The following is a 20,382-nucleotide window of genomic DNA, read 5'->3' as shown; positions in this document are numbered from 1 at the left end:
AAATATGACGACTTCCTTTAAAAATAAAATTGCCTTTAACTTCACATTAAGCACGGCGTTGTTGGTGGCTGTTATTTTTTTTGTCATTTATCATAGTGTTAATATCACGGTTTTTAACAGCCTCGAGAAGGAAGTGAATTTTCAGGCTGACAAACATTTTTACGAGGTTGGTGTAAAGGATGGAAAACCTTACATTGCTGATAAGGAAGAGTGGTTCGAAAGGGAGCATCGTGAACTGGAAGTAAATCCTGTATTTGTTCAGATAACGGATAAAAATGGTTCATTAATTGAAAGGTCCCCAAATCTGAAACTCGATTTTTTAACTGCCGATCTATCTCAAAAGGATAAGGTTTTTTTTCAAAACAAACTGAAAGGACTTTCCATTGCCCAGATTCAGGTTGCATTAAAAGATAAAGGAAAAATTGCTGGTTATCTGATTGTCGCTATTCCCATAACCGAGTCGGAACGCGTGTTGGACAATCTTAAGTCAGTGCTGTTGACTGCTTTTCCTTTTGTTTTGATCGTTCTCTTTTTTGTGACAAGAGTTATAGCCGGGAAAAGTATTCAGCCGGTGCTAAGCGTGATCGATACGGCCGGTAAAATAACCAATGAAAATCTTAAAGCACGCGTTCCTCTGACGGGCGGGAAAGACGAGCTTACAAAATTGGTTACAACGATCAATGATCTGATGGACCGGATTGAAAACGCTGTTGAACGGGAAAAACAATTTACTTCGGATGCCTCGCATGAGTTGAGAACACCACTGGCAGTAATTAAGGGCACGCTGGAAGTTTTGATCCGTAAGCCTAGAACCGCAGAGGAATACGTGGAGAAAGTCGCTCTGGCCATCAAAGAGATTGACAGGATCAGTTATCTGGTTGATCAATTATTGCTTCTGGCAAGATTTGAAAGTCAGAAAAAAGCGATGGATTATCAACATGTGGATCTGTCCGAACTCACAGGTTCTATTCTGCAACGGCAGCAGCAACAAATTCTGGAAAAGGAATTGTCAGTAGAACTGATAACCGATGATCACGCTGACGTTTATGCTGATCCGTATATGCTTGATATCGTCATCGAAAATCTGATTTCCAACGCCGTTAAATATTCGATCAGGAAGGAAAGTATCAAAATTACGATCAGCCAGGCAGGTCAAAACGTAATCTATTCGGTTGCCGATCGCGGAATTGGTATTGCTGCCGATGAAATAGATAAAATTCAGGAACCCTTTTACCGCTCCAGTCCCTTAAACCATCCCGAGATCAAAGGCAATGGGTTGGGACTTTCCATCGTGAAAAGGATGTGTCAGCTCTTGCAGATCAGCTTTAAATTAAAGAGTCAGATCGGGCACGGTACCACTGCCGAACTTCTTTTTTAACATTTATAGCTTACCCAAAAGTTATTTCACGGCTTTTAGTCATATCTGTGGTATATACAACTTATGGCTTGTTATGTGTAAACTTTCTCATGTGGTCTTCCGTACCTTTGTTAAGGTTAAAAGTTGTAGCTTTCCCATTTTAGTTAATCATAATTTCTTCTGGTTTTCAAATCTTAAGCTAACCTTAAGAATATCTTGAGGAAACGCTAAGGTGGCTCAGAATACATTTGAGACATCATTCAGACGACAATCAAACATTTACAATTATGAACCATACCACTAAAACGGACAATATAAACCGTCACGAATTTTTACGAAAAATAGGTTTTGCCGGATCTGCCCTGGCAGCTGTTTATTTTGGCGCTAACCTGCAATCCTGTACGAATGAACGCGTCAGTCCTGTACCAACTAACCTGACGCTGGATTTAACTGCTTCGGAAAATGCTGCGTTGAAAAATAACGGAGGTTATGTAGTCAAAGACGGTGTGGTAATTGCCAAAAGTAATACCGCCGAATATATTGCCGCCACGCTTACATGCAGCCACGAAGGAAAAAACCAGATCATGTATCAGTCTGATCATTTTTACTGCCCCGCCCACGGAGCCAAATATGACAATTCCGGCAAAGGTCTGAACAGTGAAGGGAAAAAGGGTATCCGGGTTTATACAACAAGTCTGACAGGCAATATTTTGACCATCACCGCTTAAACTAACATGAGAGTGAAAAAAATTATAGCCGTTGCGATGTTGCTCACTGGCTCGTCAGCATTTGCGCAGGAAGATTTATTAAAACAACTGGATCAGGTTCAGGATTCTGCGACCGTTTACAGTGCGGCAACTTTTAAAGGAACCCGCATTATCAACGGGCATTCCGTTGAAACGGTCGGGAAAAATAACATGGATTTTATTATTTCTCACCGGTTCGGCGCTGTCAATTCCGGTGCGAATAATTTCTTCGGACTGGATGAATCACAAATCAGGCTGGCTCTGGAATACGGCCTTACCGATCGCTTGATGGTCGGAATCGGAAGAAGTAGCTATCAAAAAACGATCGATGTTTTCGTAAAATACCGCCTTTTAAAGCAATCGTCAGGATTCAAAAATATGCCAGTATCGGTAACGCTTTTTGTCAGCGATGCACATAATGCAAGCACTTCATCAACAGAACTTCCTTTTTACACAATCGCACAGCGGCAGACGTACACATTTCAGGCACTCATTGCCCGTAAGTTCAGCGAGAAGTTTTCATTGCAAATAACCCCGACTGTATTGCACCGGAACCTGGCTGAAAATCAGATTGATGCCAATAATCTCTACGCCTTGGGAATGGGAGGTCGTTACAAACTGACCAAAAGGACTTCTTTCAACGTTGAATATTGGTATACGCCAAAAACATTCGCAGGAACAACACAGCGGGATCCCAGATTTACAAATACCCTTTCACTTGGTTTTGATATTGAAACCGGTGGCCACGTATTCCAGCTGCACCTGACAAATTCAAGAGGCATGATCGAGAAACAATTCATTGGACAAACCACCGGAAAATGGAACAGCGGCGATATTTTCTATGGCTTCAACGTAGCACGTACATTCAGTTTTGACAAAAGTAAAAAACGTAAATCGAGTGGATACTAAAACATTTAAACTGATGCTGATCGTAATGATCAGCCAGCTCATTGCCGTTACCTGTTATGGGCAATTATACATGACAAGGACAGGTGAGACAAGTTTTTTCTCCGAAACACCGCTTGAAAATATCGCAGCAGTCAATAAACAGGTGCTGGTTATTCTGAACACTGCAAATGGAGAAATTGCTATTAAAATGCAGCAGCGCGGATTTCATTTTCCTAATAAACTCATGGAAGAACATTTCAATGAAAACTACATGGAAACCGAGAAATATCCGGCGGCTGTTTTTACAGGAAAAATTAAGGAGCAAATAGATTACAGCAAAGACGGCAGTTATGAAGTAAGTGTAGACGGAATCATAGACATGCACGGTGTGAAACAGAACCGGACACTCAAAGGGCAACTGGTTATAAAGGGCGGACAGATTATAATGACTTCCGATTTTGATGTGAAGCTTGCAGACCACAAAATAGAAGTTCCAAATCTGGTGATCGCAAAGATCGCCGAAGCCGTTGCTGTTAAAAACAGGTTTGTACTGCTGCCAAAAAAGTCAACCTGAGGTATCTGGCGAAACCAGAATAGGCCAAACCATATCGATATGCTCAATAAAATTATTGGCATCGCTGTCAGCAACAAGCTTATCATCGGCCTGCTCGTCGTAGCCCTGATCTGCTACGGAAGCTACGAGCTTACCCGGCTTCCGATTGACGCGGTGCCCGATATTACCAATAACCAGGTTCAGGTGATAACCGTGGCCCCTTCTTTCGGAGCGACGGATATAGAACGCCTCGTAACTTTCCCCATCGAACAGGCCAACAGCAACATCTCCGGACTAAAAGAAATACGCAGTTTTTCCCGCTTTGGTTTGTCGCTTGTGACCATAGTTTTTGACGATGCCACTGATATTTACTGGGCAAGGCAACAGGTTTCAGAGCGGCTTTTAAAAGTTCAGACTATTATCCCGCAAGGTATTGGCACGCCTGAGCTGGGGCCGATCAGTACCGGTCTCGGAGAAATTTATCAGTATGTGGTTCGCCCGAAAGAAGGTTACGAACACCGGTATAATGAAACAGATCTGCGCACGATCCAGGACTGGATTGTGCGTCGTCAGTTGCTCGGGGTGAAAGGCGTTGCGGAAGTGAGCAGCTTGGGAGGGAAGTTAAAGCAGTTTTCAATTGAAATTGACCCGCAAAAACTTCTCTCTTATAATATTACGATCAATGATGTTTTTACGGCATTAGAAAATAACAACCAGAATACCGGAGGTGCGTACATCGAAAAAGGCCCGACCGTACTTTATATCCGAAGCGAAGGACTGGTGGAAAATCTGGACGATATCGAAAATATCGCTGTTAAATCCCTTGCCGATGGTCAGCCGTTATTTATCCGTGACGTGGCCGACGTGAAGACCAGCTTTGCTACCCGATACGGCGCAATGACCTACAATGACAAAGGAGAAGTTTCCGGCGCCGTAGTTATGATGCTCAAAGGAGCCAACAGCAGTGAGGTTATCAAAAATGTAAAACAGCGTGTGGCCCAAATCCAGAAAACATTGCCCGAAGGTGTGGTGATCGAACCCTTTCTGGACCGGACGAAAATGGTTAATAATGCCATTGGTACCGTTGAAAAAACCTGCTTGAAGGGGCACTGATCGTCGTTTTTGTCCTGGTGCTTTTTCTTGGAAACTTCCGGGCTGGTTTGCTGGTCGCTTCGGTGATTCCGCTCGCCATGCTTTTTGCGGTGATTATGATGAATACTTTTGGTGTGAGCGGTAATCTGATGAGCCTTGGAGCGCTCGATTTCGGATTAATTGTAGACGGGGCTGTTATCATTGTTGAAGCAGTAATGCATCAGATTACCCATAACAAAAAATTTGCCGGTCTGACTCGGATTACTCAGCAGCAGATGGACGAAGAAGTGAATGAGTCGGCTGACCGGATGATGAATAGTGCCGTTTTCGGCCAGGTCATTATCCTGATCGTGTACCTGCCGATTTTTACTTTGCAGGGTATTGAAGGAAAGATGTTCAAACCTATGGCACAAACCGTCGCCTTTGCATTACTGGGTGCATTCATTTTGTCGTTGACCTACATTCCTATGATGAGTGCTGTGTTTCTGAGCAAAAAAATTAAAACGGAGCCAGGCTTTTCGGACCGGATTATGGACAAACTTGCCAAAAAATATCGCTACGCACTTGAACGGGTAATCGGTCATCCCAAAATGATTCTGATGTCGGTGCTGATCCTTTTCGGATCAGCACTTTACCTGTTTACTACTTTGGGCGGCGAATTTATTCCTGCACTGGAAGAAGGGGATTTCGCTGTGGACACTCGTGTTCTCACCGGAAGCAGCCTCACAACGACGATAGAAAATACAACAAAAGCAGCGCATATTTTGAAAACGCAGTTTCCTGAGGTATTAAAAGTGGTCACAAAAATAGGCAGCGGTGAAGTCCCGACCGATCCGATGCCGATGGAAGCCAGTGATATGATGGTGATACTCAAAGATAAAAAAGACTGGACATCAGCGAAAACTTTTCCTGAGCTTTCCAAAAAAATGGGAGAGGCGCTCGAAGAAGTCCCGGGTATCACAGCCGGGTTTCAGTTTCCTGTACAGATGCGTTTTAATGAGCTGATGACAGGCGCACGCCAGGACGTGGTTTGTAAAATTTTCGGTGAAGACCTGGACACGCTGGCACTTTATGCAAAGAAACTGGGTGTGATGGTTAATCAGGTTGAAGGCACAAAAAATTTGTATGTGGAAGCTGTTTCTGGTATGCCGCAGATCACGATACATTATAATCGCAGTGCGTTGGCGCAGTATGGTCTTCACATTTCAGCGATAAATAAAACGGTCAATACTGCCTTGGCCGGACAGAGTACGGGGATGGTTTTTGAAGGAGAAAAACGGTTCGAACTGGTGGTGAGACTGAGTGGTGAGCGCAAGAAAAATCTGGAAGATATCCGTAACCTGCTCGTAGCCGCACCCAACGGAACACAGATTCCACTTTATCAGCTTGCCGAAGTTAAAATCCAGGACGGGCCTAAACAAATTCAGCGGGAAGACGCAAAAAGACGGATTGTGGTAGGTTTCAATATTGCCGGAAAGGATGTGCAGACGATTGTGAACGAACTGCAAGCCAAAGTCAACCAAAATCTGAAACTTCCAACAGGTTATTATATTACCTATGGCGGTTCATTTGAAAACCTGAACGCTGCCAAACAGCGGCTGATGATTGCCGTACCGGTATCACTGCTGCTTATTTTTGTGCTATTGTTTTTTGCCTTTAATTCAGTGAAAGACGGATTGTTGATTTATTCAGCCATACCATTGTCTGCTATTGGAGGGATTTTTTTTCTTGCCCTTCGCGGTATGCCGTTCAGTATCAGTGCCGGAATTGGCTTTATTGCGCTGTTTGGCGTAGCAGTATTAAATGGTATCGTACTCGTTGCAGAGTTCAACCGAATCAGAAAAGAAGAGCAAAAGGACATTAAACAAGCTGTTCTGGAAGGTACACAACATCGACTTCGTCCGGTGCTTATGACCGCTTTTGTCGCGTCACTTGGTTTTTTTCCAATGGCAATCAGTAATGGTGCAGGGGCAGAAGTGCAGCGGCCGCTGGCTACGGTCGTGATCGGCGGACTTTTGGTTGCCACGTTTCTGACACTTTTTGTACTTCCGGTGCTTTATCTGTTTTTTGAAAATGGTTTTAAGTTTAAAATGAATGGTAAAGCGAAATTAGTATCAGTGCTGATTCCAGCGATGTTGCTGCTCAATCATGCAAATGTTTTTTCTCAAAATAAAATCGATCTGAAAACAGCCCAGGAGCTTGCTCTGGCCAACAATCAGAATTTAAAAACGGAAAAACTCAGAACCCAGTACCAGACAGCGATGATAAAAACAGCCGTGGTATTACCTCAAACGGGCGTTCAGGTAGAGGCCGGCCAGATCAATAGTTTTTATACAGACACCCGCTTTAACATTACACAATCACTGAGTTTGCCGGTTGTTTATGTCAGACAAAAAACGCTTTTGCAAAGCGAACTTTCAGCCAGTGTTCTCAATGTAGCGGTAAGAGAAAATGAATTGCGAAGAAACGTCGCGCAGGTTTTTTACTTGTTTTTATATCAAAAGAAAAAGGAAGAATTGCTCATTTCTCTGGATAGCCTTTATGCTGGTTTTTATCAAAGAGCACAGCAGCGCTTTGAAAAGGGAGAAAGTGATATTCTTGAAAAAACGATGGTGGAAACCCAGCTTGCGGATATCAGAACGCAGCGGCAGCAGCTCGAATCCGATATAGTCTTATCGAGGTTGCAATTTCAACTATTGCTTAACACGCAGGATAATCTCGAGCCGGAATTACACGGTAATCTGTATAATCAGGTCGCAGTTCCCGATTCAGCCAATATCGAAAATCACCCTCAGATGCGGTTTCTTTCGCAGCAGCAGCAGATTGCAGCCGCCAATATTGATGTTGAAAAGGCAAAACTTTTGCCGCAGATTAACGTAGGATACAACAACATGAGTATGCGCGGCACCGGTGCGGATGACAGGACCTACGGCAGTTCTCAGCGGTTCCAGTCCGGGCAGATCGGGGTTGGTATTCCCATTTTTACAGGAGCTCAGAAGGCCCGTATCAATTCGGCCCGGATCAGCCAGGATATTAGCCGGCAAAGTTATCAGGCAGGTGCGCAGATGCTGAAATCACAGTATTTATCAGCCTTGACAGAATATCGGAAATTCCTGACCACCGTGCATTATTACGAAACAAGCGGACTGAAGAATGCGGCTTTGATCACCATCACGGCTAATCAACAGCTGGCGGGCGGCAGCATCAATTATTTGCAGTGGGTACAGCTGATCAACCATGCCGCTTCTATCCGTAGCCTTTACCTGGATGCGGTGATGAGTCTGAACAGCAAAGCCATTGAACTTAATTATTACCTTCAAAATTAACATCGCCATGATGAAATATCTGATATATAGCTTACTGATTTTACTTTCGTCATCCTGTTCTAAAAAGGCTGAAAATGAAAAAATAACGACTGAAAAAAGTACTGATTCTAATGTTGCGTCTCTCAATGAAAAGCAGATTGAAAATGCGGGTATTAAAACGGCATTGCCAGAGAAAAAACAGATTTCTTCGGTTCTAAAACTAAATGGAAAAATTGACGTTCCGCCGCAAAACATCGTTTCGATCAGTGTGCCACTGGGTGGATACCTGAAAACTACAAAATTATTGCCCGGAACCCGTGTCAAAAAAGGAGAGGTGCTGGCTGTCATGGAAGATCAGCAATACATACAGTTACAGCAGGATTATCTGACCGGCAAAGCAAGGATTGTCTTTCTTGAAAATGATTATTTACGCCAGAAAGATTTGAATAAAAGCAAATCCAGCAGTGATAAGACATTTCAGCAGGCTGAATCTGACTACCAGAGCCAACAGGTAATGATGAAAGCGTTGCATGAAAAACTCAAATTGGCTGGCATCAATCCCGATCATTTAACAAAAGATAATATTACCAGAAGTATCAGCATTTATTCGCCCATTAATGGTTATGTATCAAAAGTCAACGTCAATATTGGCCGGTATGTGTCACCAACCGAAGTGCTTTTCGAACTGATCAATCCGACCGACATCCATTTGGCCCTCAAAGTTTTTGAAAAGGATCTGGATAAAATAAAAATTGGCCAGAAGATTCTGGCTTACACTAACAACATGCCAGATAAAAAATATCAATGCGAAATTATCCTGATCAGCAAAGATTTATCGCCGGAAAGAACCGCCGAGGTACATTCTCACTTTGGAAGTTATGAGCCCGAACTTTTACCCGGAATGTTTATGAATGCCGACATCCAGCTCAACAGCCGTTCCGTGCTGGTATTGCCCGACGACGCCATTGTTACATACGATGACAAACAGTATATTTTTTTTCCAAAAGGAAAAAGCAGTTTTGAAATGAAACAGGTCCGGACCGGGACTTCCGAGAGCGGATTTACGGAAATTATTTCAAAGGAAAAACTTGACAACCAGCTCTGTGTGGTCAACGGTGCCTATTCGCTTCTGATGTCTTTGAAGAATAAATCGGAGGAGTAGTATTTGACTATTAAAGTAAAATTTCTTCGCACATCAATTTTAAATTGTAAACAAACCATGGTCAGTCTTAAAAACATACAAACCGAAATCGACGCCAGTTTTCTGTACGGGATTCTCGCCAAAAACGAAGAAGACGAAAATGTGGCAAGCGTTTTCAGCCAGATGAGCGAAATAGAGCATGGGCATGCAGCGGCATTTATGGCTAAAAATCAACTGCATTTGTCGCAACTACCTGGCCCGTCTGCGAGAGCGAAAATCCTGAATACGATCGGTAAAATTTTGGGATATGACTACATATTGGGGGTGCTTCTGGATACTGAAAAGAGTATTTCGTCTTCCGTAGCCAATGCCAGAAACAAGAACAGATCGCACAGTTCAATCTCAGACACCGCCCATGTAGCGATTTTGAATAACATACTGGAAAACAACCCGAAAATTGTCGGGTCGACGCTCACCAGATTTGAAAAAAGGCACAGGTCAGTGGGAGGGAATGCGTTGCGGGCTGCCGTTTTAGGCGGAAATGATGGACTTGTTTCCAATTTTAGTCTGGTCATGGGGATAGCGGGTGCAGCCATCGGGCAAAAGGAAATATTGCTTACCGGACTTGCAGGTCTGCTGGCGGGTGCTTTATCGATGGCTCTGGGCGAGTGGATTTCTGTGAAAAGTTCTCAGGAACTGAGTGAGAATCAGATGCAGCTGGAAATGGACGAACTCGAAACCAATCCTGCCGGTGAAGAAAAAGAAATTGCACTGATTTATCAGGCAAAAGGCATCCCACAGCAACAAGCTCTGGAAATGGCCCGGGAAATCATGTCAAACAAGGAAGACACAATGGCAATCCTGATCAAAGAAGAACTCGGTATTAACGTGGAAGATCTGAAAGGTTCTGCCATGGAAGCCGCTGTGACTTCCTTTCTTTTGTTTTCAGTTGGAGCAATCATTCCGGTATCTCCGTACTTTTTTCTAAGCGGTACTCAGGCGATACTGGCAAGTACTGTTTTTAGCGCATTCGGATTGTTTCTGATCGGGGCAGCCATTACCTTGTTTACCGGGAAAAGTGTCTTGTATTCTGGTTTCAGACAAGTTCTTTTCGGTCTTGCAGCTGCCGCTGTCACTTTTGGCATTGGGAGACTGATTGGTGTTTCTGTCGCAGGTTAAATCGAATGACTTTTATTCACCATAAATTTTCTCTATTATGTTCAAAAAAATTGCACTCGGGTTGCTTGCCATCCTGGTAATCATACAATTATTCAGGCCGGAAAAAAATCTTTCCGATGATCAGACGGGCAACGTTGCGCTGAAGTACCCGGTGTCCGGCGAAGTAAAGGAAATTCTAAGGGTGGCATGCGATGATTGTCACAGTAACAAAACAACTTATCCCTGGTATGTCAATATTCAGCCAGTGGCCTGGTTTCTGGATAATCACGTTCGGGAAGGAAAAAGAGAATTGAACTTCTCCACTTTCACCAAACTTCCGGTTGCTGTGCAGAACCATAAATTTGATGAGATCATTGAAATGGTGGATGAAAAAGAAATGCCGCTGAAATCGTATACATCTTTAGGGCTGCATCAGGAGGCAAATCTTACCGATCAGCAGCGCCAGCTGATCATCAACTGGGCAAAGCAGCAAATGACAATGCTGAAAAATGAATATCCTGCGGATAGTCTGAAAATGAAAAGAAGAATGCCGAAGGCTGAAAGCTGAATTTTAAGTGAAACCACTGTAATGGTTAGACCCAGAAATTCCTATTTCTGACTTTCCGCGTCCGCTGGTTGATACTGCTATCACTTTATAATTCCTGGAAACGTTATCCATAAACAGTCCCATTTCAGAAGTTAAATTAAACATGCCAACATTTAAGATCACCAAGATTTTATTTGCAATATCCCTCATATTAAATTCTGGTATCACCGATTTCAGATAATGGCTGGCCTTGGGATTGATTCCAAAAGGTATGGCAGTCCCGGCGGATTGGCCTTGCCGCGCGAAATCCATGAGGTCTTTCAGATCTTGTTCACTAGCATTTAGGCCAGTAACAGCAGACAGTATTAATTTAAGCTTAACTGATAATTATTCGGTGTTACCTCGTGTCAATCTTGCTTTATAATTTTCAGATCGGAAAAAAAGCCTTCCGTGCCCACTTCCACCCACAGGGCCACGCCGCCTGATGCATCGGGTCCTAATTTAAGGTCATTGACAATCAGAGGCGGCTGCGAAATTCTATCAATGAATAATTTGGCATGAGCGCCTTTTACTTCAATTCGCAGCGTGATCCATTTATTGAGCTCCATATCTGCGTAAGATTCGTATTTTTCAGGCGATTGTTTGCGGAGTATATCAAACTTATAATCCGGATATGAATAGTATTGAATAGAATGGTTTCTGCGCACCTGATCCATGGCCCTGCCGTTAGTCGGCCTGATATAGATACTCTCATATTTTGAGTTTTGCTCATTGACACGAAAAGCGATACCTATAAAACCTCTGGCATATTCAGGTGCATCTTTTAGTAACCTGCTTAGTACTTTTACCTCAATGCTGCCGTTGCGAAAGTTTACCCCTTTCACTTTCACAAACGTAGGTTCATCTACTTCCTTCACTGTGGTATCCTTCAAGACACGAAGCACTTGCTTGCCGCCGATCATCTGAATGGACATTGATGCCTGGATTGGTTCAAGTCTTTTCAGGTCAAGCTTAATGGTTTGCGCATGCGCATAGCTGAGTAGCGTCAGGCAGATCAATAATATCAGTACGGTTGGTTTCATGGTTAGATCTTCACACACTTTGTGGACTTTGATTTCTCGGGCCAGTAATTCCCTGACAAAATTTGCTCTTTTCAGCAAGGTATACTCATAACTTAGTTTAAGAAATACTCCTAAACTAAGTTATGAAACTGGTAGTTCAAAGCCGAGATATATCTCTTTCATTGTAAATATTTGTACAAAACCTATATCTGCAGGTAACAAAAGAAAAAAAATATTGTTATCAGAATAATACTAATTTATGGTTCCTTCTATAGTCTGCAATCTTGGCAACATCTCAACTTATTGAATATTTCAAACAATATTTTCCGCTTGATGAAAGCGAACAGTCTGAAATTATCCGGTTATTTATTGAAAAGAAGGTAAAGCGTCGCCATTTTATACTGCAGCAGGGAGATTTGTGCCAGTATTATACTTTTGTCGTATCCGGATGTTTCAGGATGTATCACGTGGATCAGAAGGGTGTGGAGCATAATTTGCAATTCGTTGCTGAAAATGGCAGGCCGGCAGACCGATGGATTGCCGATTTGAGCAGCTTTTATTCAGAAAAGCCTAGCCATTTGTACATTGAGGCGATGGAACCATCTACAATCCTACAAATTAAAAAGGCAGATCTTCTCTACCTTTTTATCAATCATCACAAGTTTGACCGGAACTTCCGTATCATTACGGAGCAAAAATATATGGAGCTGCAAAACAGGGTCCTGGAAAACATCAGCTCCACAGGTGAGCAGCGTTACCAGTCATTTCTGGCCCAGTATCCTCATTTGGCGAACAGGCTGCCGAATGCCCAGATTGCATCCTATCTGGGAATTACACCTGAATTCCTGAGTAAAATCCGAAAGTCAATCGTTTCAAGGGAGAAATCTTAATATAGTTTAAGGGTTTTTCTTACAGTTGTTTATGGGTGAGTTTTTACATTTGGTCAGAACTTTGCCTTATTACTCCCGGTCTGAATCCGTAGAATAATTATGGGAGATAATATTGAGTCTGAGCCATCTGAAAGCAGGTTAACAATTGATTATAATGAAACAAGCAGAGCACAATTAAAGAATTGTTGAATGCCTATTCTGCCACGCTCATCAATAGTGATTCTGCTGCAATTGCAACCTTGTATGGGAAGGACGGATATTTCATGCCGCATCGCCTTGTGACAATAAAAGACCTGACAAGATTTTATTGAAAAATGGCATGCTACATTTTAATTCTTTTAAAAAATCAAAGATTCTATGAAAGCAGCAGTTATTCACCATGCGGGAGGGCCAGAACGGTTGATAATTGAAGACAGGTCGGTGCCAGAGCCGGATATGGGACAAGTGCTGGTAAGTGTAAAGGCTTTCGGACTAAACCGTTCTGAGCTGATGACCCGAAAAGGATATTCACCCGGCGTAAACTTTCCGAGGATATTGGGCATTGAATGTGTGGGTGAAATCATTGCTGATCCCAGCGGTAAATGGCAGCCCGGACAGCAAGTTGCTGCTTGTATGGGTGGAATGGGCAGAGATTATGACGGGAGCTACGCTGAATATGCTGTCTTACCCGGCTCGATTATCTATCCGTTTAACAGTAAGTTATCCTGGGACGTACTTGGCGCAATTCCAGAAATGTTTCAGACCGTCTATGGTTCTCTGCATCTTGCGCTGCGCATACAGAACGGGGAAAGTATTCTCATTCGCGGTGGTACGTCGTCAGTCGGGCTTCTGGCCATTCAGCTGGCCCGCCATGCAGGACTTAATGTGATTGCAACGAGTCGCAGCGAAGAGAAAACGCAGTTTTTGATTGAAAGAGGTGCCGATGAAGTGCTGATTGACGATGGTAATCTTAAAGCACAGGTTGATCAGCTATATCCGGGGGGAGTCGATAAAATATTAGAGCTTGTAGGAGCCAATACATTAAAGGATTCGCTTTCCTGCGCTAAACCGGGAGGAAGCGTTTGTATGACCGGCATGCTTTCTGAAACCTGGACTATTCAGGATTTTGCACCGATGGACTATATCCCTGCCGCAGTAAATCTGACTGTATATGACACCGGACAAATAAGCGTCGGACAAAAAATATTTCAGTCATTTATATCCATGGTGGAAAGCGGTGAAATAAAATTAAGCATTGGTGGCGTTTTCAAGCTCGACAATATCGTTGAGGCGCACAAACTGATGGATAGCAACAAGGCAAGCGGGAAAATTGTAGTTACTACCGACTGATATAACGGGTTTTCATACTTAAGAACCTTTTGCATAAACATACCCGCCAAGGTAAATCATTCAGTTATATGCCGGTTGGTATCTCCGGGAATACTTTTGAATGAGTTCATTTTTAGCTTACTTACACAAAAAGTCCGGGCTGTATATCTGGCTGAGGGACAGGAAATAATTCCAAATGCCTGAACAAGCGATGTCATTATTCGAATTACATGGGGTGGTTATTTTCTGGTTTTGAATGTGAATAACATTCCGCCGGCTGATGCACAGCAATTCTGTACCCGTACACGCCATTGGATAATACCAGGCTGATTTTTTAGGTAGTTTTATTGCGGAATTTGCTCCACCAGGACTTCATTTCCTGCTTTGTCGTAGTAAGTGCAAGTCATGCTATCCATATAAATTGCCCACTTTTCAATACCAAACGTCGCACACATTTTAATGAACGTAAGAAAATCTGTTTTGCCTTGTTGGTGAGCAACTAACTCAGCTTTAAATTCTTTAACTTGTGAGGTGTCACCAATAGCCAGTTGGTCATACTTCGCGGGCACTTTTACAGTATAATTGCTGGTACCATGATAATCCAAATGTCCGTCTGCTACAAAGGCTTCATAGTGGGTAACACCTAATGATTTAATATCCCGGATATATGCGGGAAAGTCTGCGCCTGATTGCACCTTACTGTGAGCCTCCTTGATTTGTTCCACTGTAAACATTGTTTTGAAATTTAAATTTTTAAAAAACAGTTAACCTATACGTAACTAAAATGCTAAAAGGTCTCAAAATATCAGCTATTTTGAACTTAATTGATTGATTGCCTTTGCATAACAATCACTATGCAAAGGTGCAACCCTTAAAATGGCTGTAATTGTAAAAAATCGTTTTCTTGCCTATAAGAAACGTTTGAAATTTTCCGGGGTGTCGCCTGTGAACTGTCTGAAGTCTTTTATAAAATGTGCTTGATCGAAGAAGTTGTTTTCGTAACAAATGTCTGTTAGCGATTTTCTTTCGCTCAAATTGTCAAGAACCGTATTGAAACGAACTATTGAAGCAAATTTTTTAGCTGTGGTTCCTACCACTTTTCTAAAACGCTTTTCAAATGGACTTTGGCTGATACACAATTTTTCATTCAACTCCTTTATACGGATTTTGCCATTTGTTTGATAAATGAGTCTGACCGCCTCAATTATCAATTTGTCTGTTTGAATGTCTTTAAGCTGTGATACCAAAAACTGCTCAACGATCTTTATTCGTAGTTTGTCTGTGTTTGCAACCGCCAATTTCTCTTCAACTTCGGCTACTCTGTTTTTATCAAAAACATCATTCAATGAAAGGCTTAAATTGAAAAGTTCATTCACGGGATGTGATGCGAAATGAACAAAGCCGGTTTCATTAAAATAAACCAATATCGTTGCTATATCAGCCGAATTCCTGAAGATTTTGTAGCCATCTGTAATACCCGTTATTCCTGCGGAAGTGAGTCTGCTTTCTTTATTATCTTTTATGGTTGAAAGTTTTCCTTTGTATTGGAAACCGATTACAAGACCTGATAAAGGGAAAACTTTATACTCGTTTTCCAATTCATTCTCTGACACAATAAAGTATTTGATATAGGGTTTTAGCTGGTCTGTCGGTATGAATTTTTCAAATCTCATTTGTTCGTGCGCAATATTAGCTGCAAATGTTAAGCACTGGCTTCTTACTGAGGAGTACAGAAGAAATAGATTCTGTTTAAGAAAAGAGCATAGTGTATCCTAGCATTGACTTGGCTAATTGTCTTGTAATTGATTATGTAAATAAACTCTTTTTATGTTATAAATTTGTTTCTTTCAAGTAGCATATCAAACTTCTACCCGCACGCTATTATCCGGATATCTACCGGCTGATTCGCAAACTCGGGTTATGAGATAAATATCGACAAGATCAATTTTCTGCCTGAAAGTTAATAATTCTATGAAAGTTAATATACGGCAAAAAAACCTCAAGGTCTGCTGCTAACTTTTACCGGAAGATGTGAAACTTCAACCGGTCAGGGTTTCAATCCACATCAGGATCGTCAGCAACGCCATCGCTGAAACACTAACATTTCCTAAATCAAAATATAGAAACTGACGGATGATGCCGAATTAGCGCGGAAAAAGCAATTGGTTATCGAATGCATGGGTAACAGGTTTTTAAGCTTGACTGCTCAAAAAACTTTTATGGCCCGGGTCCCACACATAAAGCCGCAGGTTTCTTGTTTGGCAAAAACCATGGTATAAATGCATTAAATGCCTTACATATTATCAACGCCAGCGACTGTTACGAGAATAGTGCAATTGCCATTGGGTTTTTCAAAGAACAGGTGAATTATCCTTAGATCCGGTATGCAGATATTTTACTTACTAGTGACCGATGGCGGTCAATTAAATTGATAGCCCTTCAGCCGTGCGATGAAAGTATTTAACAGGGTTAGGAGAGGAGTGAAAGCTTTCAGAACAGCATTTGAAGAAACGGTTAAAGTATATCCCGACCTGTCTGGTCTTACAAAGGATGAATTCCTTGATGCAATAAAGAGCACGCACAGGAATTTGTGGGAGAAGGTCCTTGCACCTCCTTACACAGCTAATCAGCTGAAATAATTTGATTAACCAGAATCCGGGATATAATTCTAACGCTTAAATCTGATCGCATGTTTTTTAAAACGACGAAAATTCTCTTGATAAATGCCGCTTTTTACTCAGCGTTTTCAACTGCCTGTTTTTCTCAAACTCAGCCGACACCTGTGCAAATTGAAGTAAATCTGAGCACCGTAAAAGCGCCTATGAAACCAATCTGGGCATTTTTTGGCTATGACGAGCCTAATTATACTTACATGAAAGACGGTAAAAAACTACTGACCGAAATCTCTCAGTTAAGTAAAGTGCCGGTTTATGTGCGGGTTCACAGTCTTCTGGTTACCGGTGATGGCGAAGCTGCACTGAAATGGGGTTCAACCAACGCTTATACCGAGGATGCGCAGGGAAAACCGGTGTACAATTGGACGATCGTTGATAAAATATTCGATACATTTCTGGAAAGAGGAATGAAACCGATCGCGCAGATCGGATTTATGCCACAGGCCCTATCAAGCAAGCCAGAGCCTTATCGCCATCATTGGAAACCAGGCGATGACTATAACGACATTTATCTGGGATGGGCATATCCTCCTAAAGATTATGAAAAATGGGCTGAACTTGTTTATCAATGGGTGAAACATTCGGTCGCAAAATATGGTCAGAAGGAAGTGGAAAGCTGGTATTGGGAACTTTGGAATGAGCCAAATATCAGTTATTGGAAAGGTACTACGGAAGAATATATCAAACTGTACGATTACACGGCCGATGCGGTAAAACGTGCTCTTCCGACAGCAAGAATGGGAGGTCCGGAAGTTACCGGGCCATCGTGGGACAAATCGGAATTGTTTATGAAAACCTTTTTGGACCATATCACGAAGGGCAAGAATTATGTGACGGGAAAAACAGGTTCACCGATTGATTTTATCACCTATCACGCCAAAGGAGCTCCTAAACTTGTCGATGGCCATGTACAAATGAACATGGGAACGCAGCTGCGTGACCTGGACAAAGGTTTCGAAATCGTTGCTTCATATCCAGCTTTGAAAAAGCTTCCGATTATTATTGGAGAGTCAGACCCGGAAGGATGTGCCGCTTGTTCGGAAGACATGAGTCCGCAAAATGCCTACAGGAATGGCACCATGTATTCAAGTTATACCGCTGCATCTTTCGCCAGGAAATATGAGATGTCAGAAGCCAGAGGCGTGAACCTTCTTGGTGCCGTGAGCTGGTCGTTTGAGTTCGAGGATCAAGCCTGGTTTCGCGGTTTTCGTGACCTGGCAACTAATGGGGTCGATAAGCCCGTGCTGAATGTTTTCAGGATGTTTGGCATGATGGAGGGAAACCGAGTTGAAGTAAAACAGAACCTGGCCTACGATTTCAAAAAGGTGAGAGATGAGAGCGTCCGCGGACAGGCCGACATCAATGGCCTTGCTTCAAAAAGTGCAAGTACAGCGGCCGTAATGGTATGGAATTATCATGATGATAATGTGCCATCACCAGACGCAGCAGTCAAGGTTGCAGTCAAAGGACTACCGTCTCAAAAGGTACAGCTTAATCATTACCGTATTGATAAAGAAAACAGCAATTCCTACGAAGCCTGGAAAAGTATGGGTTCGCCAAAACAACCTTCGGAAGAACAGATCCGGTTGCTTGAAAAAGCCGGACAGCTCGAATTGCTTACCTCGCCCGAATGGATCACACCAAAAGACGGGAGTGTAATTATCGAAATGCAGCTTCCGCGTCAGGCTGTTTCGCTTCTTCATTTTAAATGGTGAACTAGGTAGTTTGTTTATAAAATCAGAAATTTCTATGAAAATATTGTGGGGAAATGAACTCGCGATTTGATGCCATTGGACTGTGTCTATTCTACGAAATTGTCGTAATCAGGGAAATGTATAAGTCTTGCCTTTTTATGTTTAAATAATCGCCCGGAATATGCATGAAATTTGTGTCCTAAACATCTAAGTTATGGACACAGAAAATAGAAACAAAAAAATTGTACTGGTGACCGGAGGGAGCCGTGGCATCGGACGAAGTATCGCATTAAATGCAGCAAAACGAGGGCTGGGCGTGATACTTACCTATAACGCAAATGCTGAAAAGGGAAAAGCGGTGGCCGATGAAATTCTGCAAAATGGCGGCAGTGCTGTGGCGTTAAAATTAGATGTCATGAACGTTAGTTCGTTTGGCGACTTTACTAAACAAGTTTCAAATGTGCTTGCCAAAGAGTGGAGTCGTGATAATTTTGATTATCTCGTTAACAACGCCGGAATTGCTCAGAGAATTGCTATTAAGGATACAACAGAAAGCATCTTTGATGATTTGGTCAATGTAAATTTCAAAGGTGTGTTTTTTCTTACGCAAAAGTTGATTCCACTTATGATCGATGGCGGGCAGATCATAAATATTTCATCCGGGCTTGCACGTTTTGCTTTTCCGGGAGTAGCCGTTTATGGCGCTCTTAAATCTGCAATAGAAGGATTAACCCGATATTTTGCCATTGAATATTCAGACAGAAAAATCCGGGTAAATACTGTTGCGCCGGGAGCTATCGATACCGAATTCGGCGGAGGAAAAGGGGATCAAAATCACCGTCAGCAAATAGCCGGCATGACTGCGCTTGGGCGTCTTGGGGAAGCAGATGATATCGGTCTGTTCGTTGCGTCGATGCTTTCGGATGATAGTCGTTTTGTGAATGGGCAACGTATTGAAGTTGGAGGGGGGATTTATATCTGAATTATTTAGGTTAATATGTTTATAGGTAAAACAACTGGCTTATGGAATTTATAGCTATTGACTCTATCTCGGAGCTGCACGATTTTTTTCGCCATGAGAAGCCGCTTCATCCTTTAATATCGGTCGTTGATTTGGAAAAGGTAGATCGTTCGCACCGGAGACCAGGGGTAAGTTACCGCCTGAATTTGTACTCGATCGCCTGCAAGGTGATAGAAGGAGAATTCAAATATGGCCGGACGAGCTATGATTTTTCCGAAGGCACGCTGATGTTTACAGCACCCGATCAAATATTAAATCCCGGCCTGGAAAATAAAGTAAAAGGCTGGGGAATCTATATTCATCCCGACTTTTTTAAAGCCAGCAATAAGGGAAGTATTTTGACCGGTCATACTTTTTTCGGCTATGATATACATGAAGCACTGCACATTTCTGAAACCGAAAAAATAGTGCTCGAAGACTGTGCCAGAAATATCCGGAAAGAGATTTCTATAAATCTGGACAGACATTCTTACAATATTATTTTAACGAATTTGGAACTTGCTTTGTCTTATTGTGCCAGATTTTACGATCGTCAATTCCTGACGAGAGGTAAATCGAGCAGTGATTTGCTGGAAAAATTTGAAAGAATGCTGACGGATTACTTTTCTCAGACTTCTCCGATCGAGTCGGGTATTCCAGACATTGGTTATTTTGCAGACAGATTGAATTTATCTCCCAATTACCTTTCGGATCTTTTAAAGAGGTATACCGGCAAATCGACCTATGAACACATCCAGATAAAACTGGTTGACAAAGCAAAAACCTTACTTTGGAGCACAGAAAACTCTATTAGCGAAATAGCATACGATCTTGGTTTTGAACATCCATCGCATTTCACAAAAGTCTTTAAAAACAGAACTGGATTTTCTCCACGTGATTTTCGAAATCAGAGTCAGGTCAGTACTAACCCGTCTTAATTTTTGGTGTTTTTTTATTATTCAACCAA

17 protein-coding genes and 1 pseudogene are annotated in these 20,382 nt (G+C 42.3%); 15 read left to right on the top strand and 3 right to left on the bottom strand.

The annotated features are described in order from the left end of the window. The first annotated feature begins 4 nt into the window (after nt 1-4). The 9 genes and pseudogenes from BMY70_RS22370 to BMY70_RS22335 all read left to right on the top strand — a co-directional run bounded on the left by BMY70_RS22370 (nt 5) and on the right by BMY70_RS22335 (nt 10,808). Nucleotides 5-1,378: a sensor histidine kinase gene (locus BMY70_RS22370; RefSeq protein WP_090338522.1), complete on the top strand. Its 1,374-nt coding sequence runs from the start codon at nt 5-7 to the stop codon at nt 1,376-1,378. 266 nt (nt 1,379-1,644) lie between these two features. Beyond that, nucleotides 1,645-2,085: a Rieske 2Fe-2S domain-containing protein gene (locus tag BMY70_RS22365; RefSeq protein ID WP_090338521.1), complete on the top strand. Its 441-nt coding sequence runs from the start codon at nt 1,645-1,647 to the stop codon at nt 2,083-2,085. Between the two features lie 6 nt (nt 2,086-2,091). After that, the gene (locus BMY70_RS22360; protein WP_090338520.1) at nt 2,092-3,012 is read left to right on the top strand and encodes a DUF5777 family beta-barrel protein; all 921 of its coding nucleotides are present in this window, start codon (nt 2,092-2,094) and stop codon (nt 3,010-3,012) included. Then, the gene (locus BMY70_RS22355) at nt 3,002-3,565 is read left to right on the top strand and encodes a YceI family protein (protein ID WP_229209730.1); all 564 of its coding nucleotides are present in this window, start codon (nt 3,002-3,004) and stop codon (nt 3,563-3,565) included. The genes BMY70_RS22360 and BMY70_RS22355 overlap by 11 nt, the downstream gene beginning before the upstream one ends. Before the next feature lie 39 nt (nt 3,566-3,604). Beyond that, a pseudogene (locus BMY70_RS31715) lies at nt 3,605-6,645 on the top strand (efflux RND transporter permease subunit); the annotation flags it as partial. 81 nt (nt 6,646-6,726) lie between these two features. Continuing rightward, complete coding sequence (locus BMY70_RS31710; protein ID WP_374754721.1) at nt 6,727-7,962, top strand: TolC family protein; 1,236 nt, start codon at nt 6,727-6,729, stop codon at nt 7,960-7,962. A gap of 7 nt (nt 7,963-7,969) precedes the next feature. After that, nucleotides 7,970-9,103 (top strand): efflux RND transporter periplasmic adaptor subunit, encoded by a 1,134-nt coding sequence (locus BMY70_RS22345; RefSeq protein WP_090338519.1) that lies wholly within the window; start codon nt 7,970-7,972, stop codon nt 9,101-9,103. A gap of 57 nt (nt 9,104-9,160) precedes the next feature. Continuing rightward, nucleotides 9,161-10,261, top strand: a complete 1,101-nt coding sequence (locus BMY70_RS22340) for a VIT1/CCC1 transporter family protein (protein ID WP_090338518.1) — start codon at nt 9,161-9,163, stop codon at nt 10,259-10,261. A gap of 37 nt (nt 10,262-10,298) precedes the next feature. After that, nucleotides 10,299-10,808 (top strand): heme-binding domain-containing protein, encoded by a 510-nt coding sequence (locus BMY70_RS22335; RefSeq protein WP_090338517.1) that lies wholly within the window; start codon nt 10,299-10,301, stop codon nt 10,806-10,808. A gap of 386 nt (nt 10,809-11,194) precedes the next feature. Here the strand turns inward: BMY70_RS22335 and BMY70_RS22325 are convergent, their stop codons facing one another. Continuing rightward, nucleotides 11,195-11,869 (bottom strand): hypothetical protein, encoded by a 675-nt coding sequence (locus BMY70_RS22325; protein ID WP_090338515.1) that lies wholly within the window; start codon nt 11,867-11,869, stop codon nt 11,195-11,197. A 263-nt stretch (nt 11,870-12,132) separates the two neighbouring features. Between BMY70_RS22325 and BMY70_RS22320 the strand changes: the two genes are divergently transcribed. After that, nucleotides 12,133-12,738, top strand: coding sequence for a Crp/Fnr family transcriptional regulator (locus tag BMY70_RS22320; protein ID WP_090338514.1), 606 nt, complete (start codon nt 12,133-12,135; stop codon nt 12,736-12,738). Nucleotides 12,739-13,095: 357 nt separating this feature from the next. After that, on the top strand, nt 13,096-14,067 hold the full coding sequence (locus tag BMY70_RS22315) for a zinc-binding alcohol dehydrogenase family protein (protein ID WP_090338513.1): 972 nt from the start codon (nt 13,096-13,098) through the stop codon (nt 14,065-14,067). Between the two features lie 323 nt (nt 14,068-14,390). On the opposite strand, the gene BMY70_RS22310 is transcribed toward BMY70_RS22315, so the two are convergent. Then, a complete protein-coding gene (locus BMY70_RS22310) occupies nt 14,391-14,780 on the bottom strand; it encodes a DUF1398 domain-containing protein (RefSeq protein WP_090338512.1) in 390 nt (129 codons plus the stop codon). A 174-nt stretch (nt 14,781-14,954) separates the two neighbouring features. Continuing rightward, a complete protein-coding gene (locus BMY70_RS22305; protein WP_090338511.1) occupies nt 14,955-15,719 on the bottom strand; it encodes a helix-turn-helix domain-containing protein in 765 nt (254 codons plus the stop codon). A gap of 807 nt (nt 15,720-16,526) precedes the next feature. On the opposite strand from BMY70_RS22305, the gene BMY70_RS31000 reads away from it, so the two are divergent. The 4 genes from BMY70_RS31000 (at nt 16,527) to BMY70_RS22285 (ending at nt 20,353) form a co-directional block, all read left to right on the top strand. Next, the gene (locus BMY70_RS31000; RefSeq protein WP_177197110.1) at nt 16,527-16,685 is read left to right on the top strand and encodes a hypothetical protein; all 159 of its coding nucleotides are present in this window, start codon (nt 16,527-16,529) and stop codon (nt 16,683-16,685) included. Nucleotides 16,686-16,735: 50 nt separating this feature from the next. Next, nucleotides 16,736-18,436, top strand: a complete 1,701-nt coding sequence (locus BMY70_RS22295) for a GH39 family glycosyl hydrolase (protein ID WP_090338509.1) — start codon at nt 16,736-16,738, stop codon at nt 18,434-18,436. Between the two features lie 193 nt (nt 18,437-18,629). Beyond that, a complete protein-coding gene (locus BMY70_RS22290) occupies nt 18,630-19,397 on the top strand; it encodes an SDR family NAD(P)-dependent oxidoreductase (protein ID WP_090338508.1) in 768 nt (255 codons plus the stop codon). A 41-nt stretch (nt 19,398-19,438) separates the two neighbouring features. Then, nucleotides 19,439-20,353: a helix-turn-helix domain-containing protein gene (locus tag BMY70_RS22285; protein WP_090338507.1), complete on the top strand. Its 915-nt coding sequence runs from the start codon at nt 19,439-19,441 to the stop codon at nt 20,351-20,353. Nucleotides 20,354-20,382 lie beyond the last annotated feature (29 nt).

It is taken from the genome of Dyadobacter koreensis, from assembly GCF_900108855.1.
GTDB classification, from domain to species: domain Bacteria; phylum Bacteroidota; class Bacteroidia; order Cytophagales; family Spirosomataceae; genus Dyadobacter; species Dyadobacter koreensis.
Note: the sequence above shows the minus strand (reverse complement) of the source record. Positions and strands in the feature narration are given on the sequence as shown.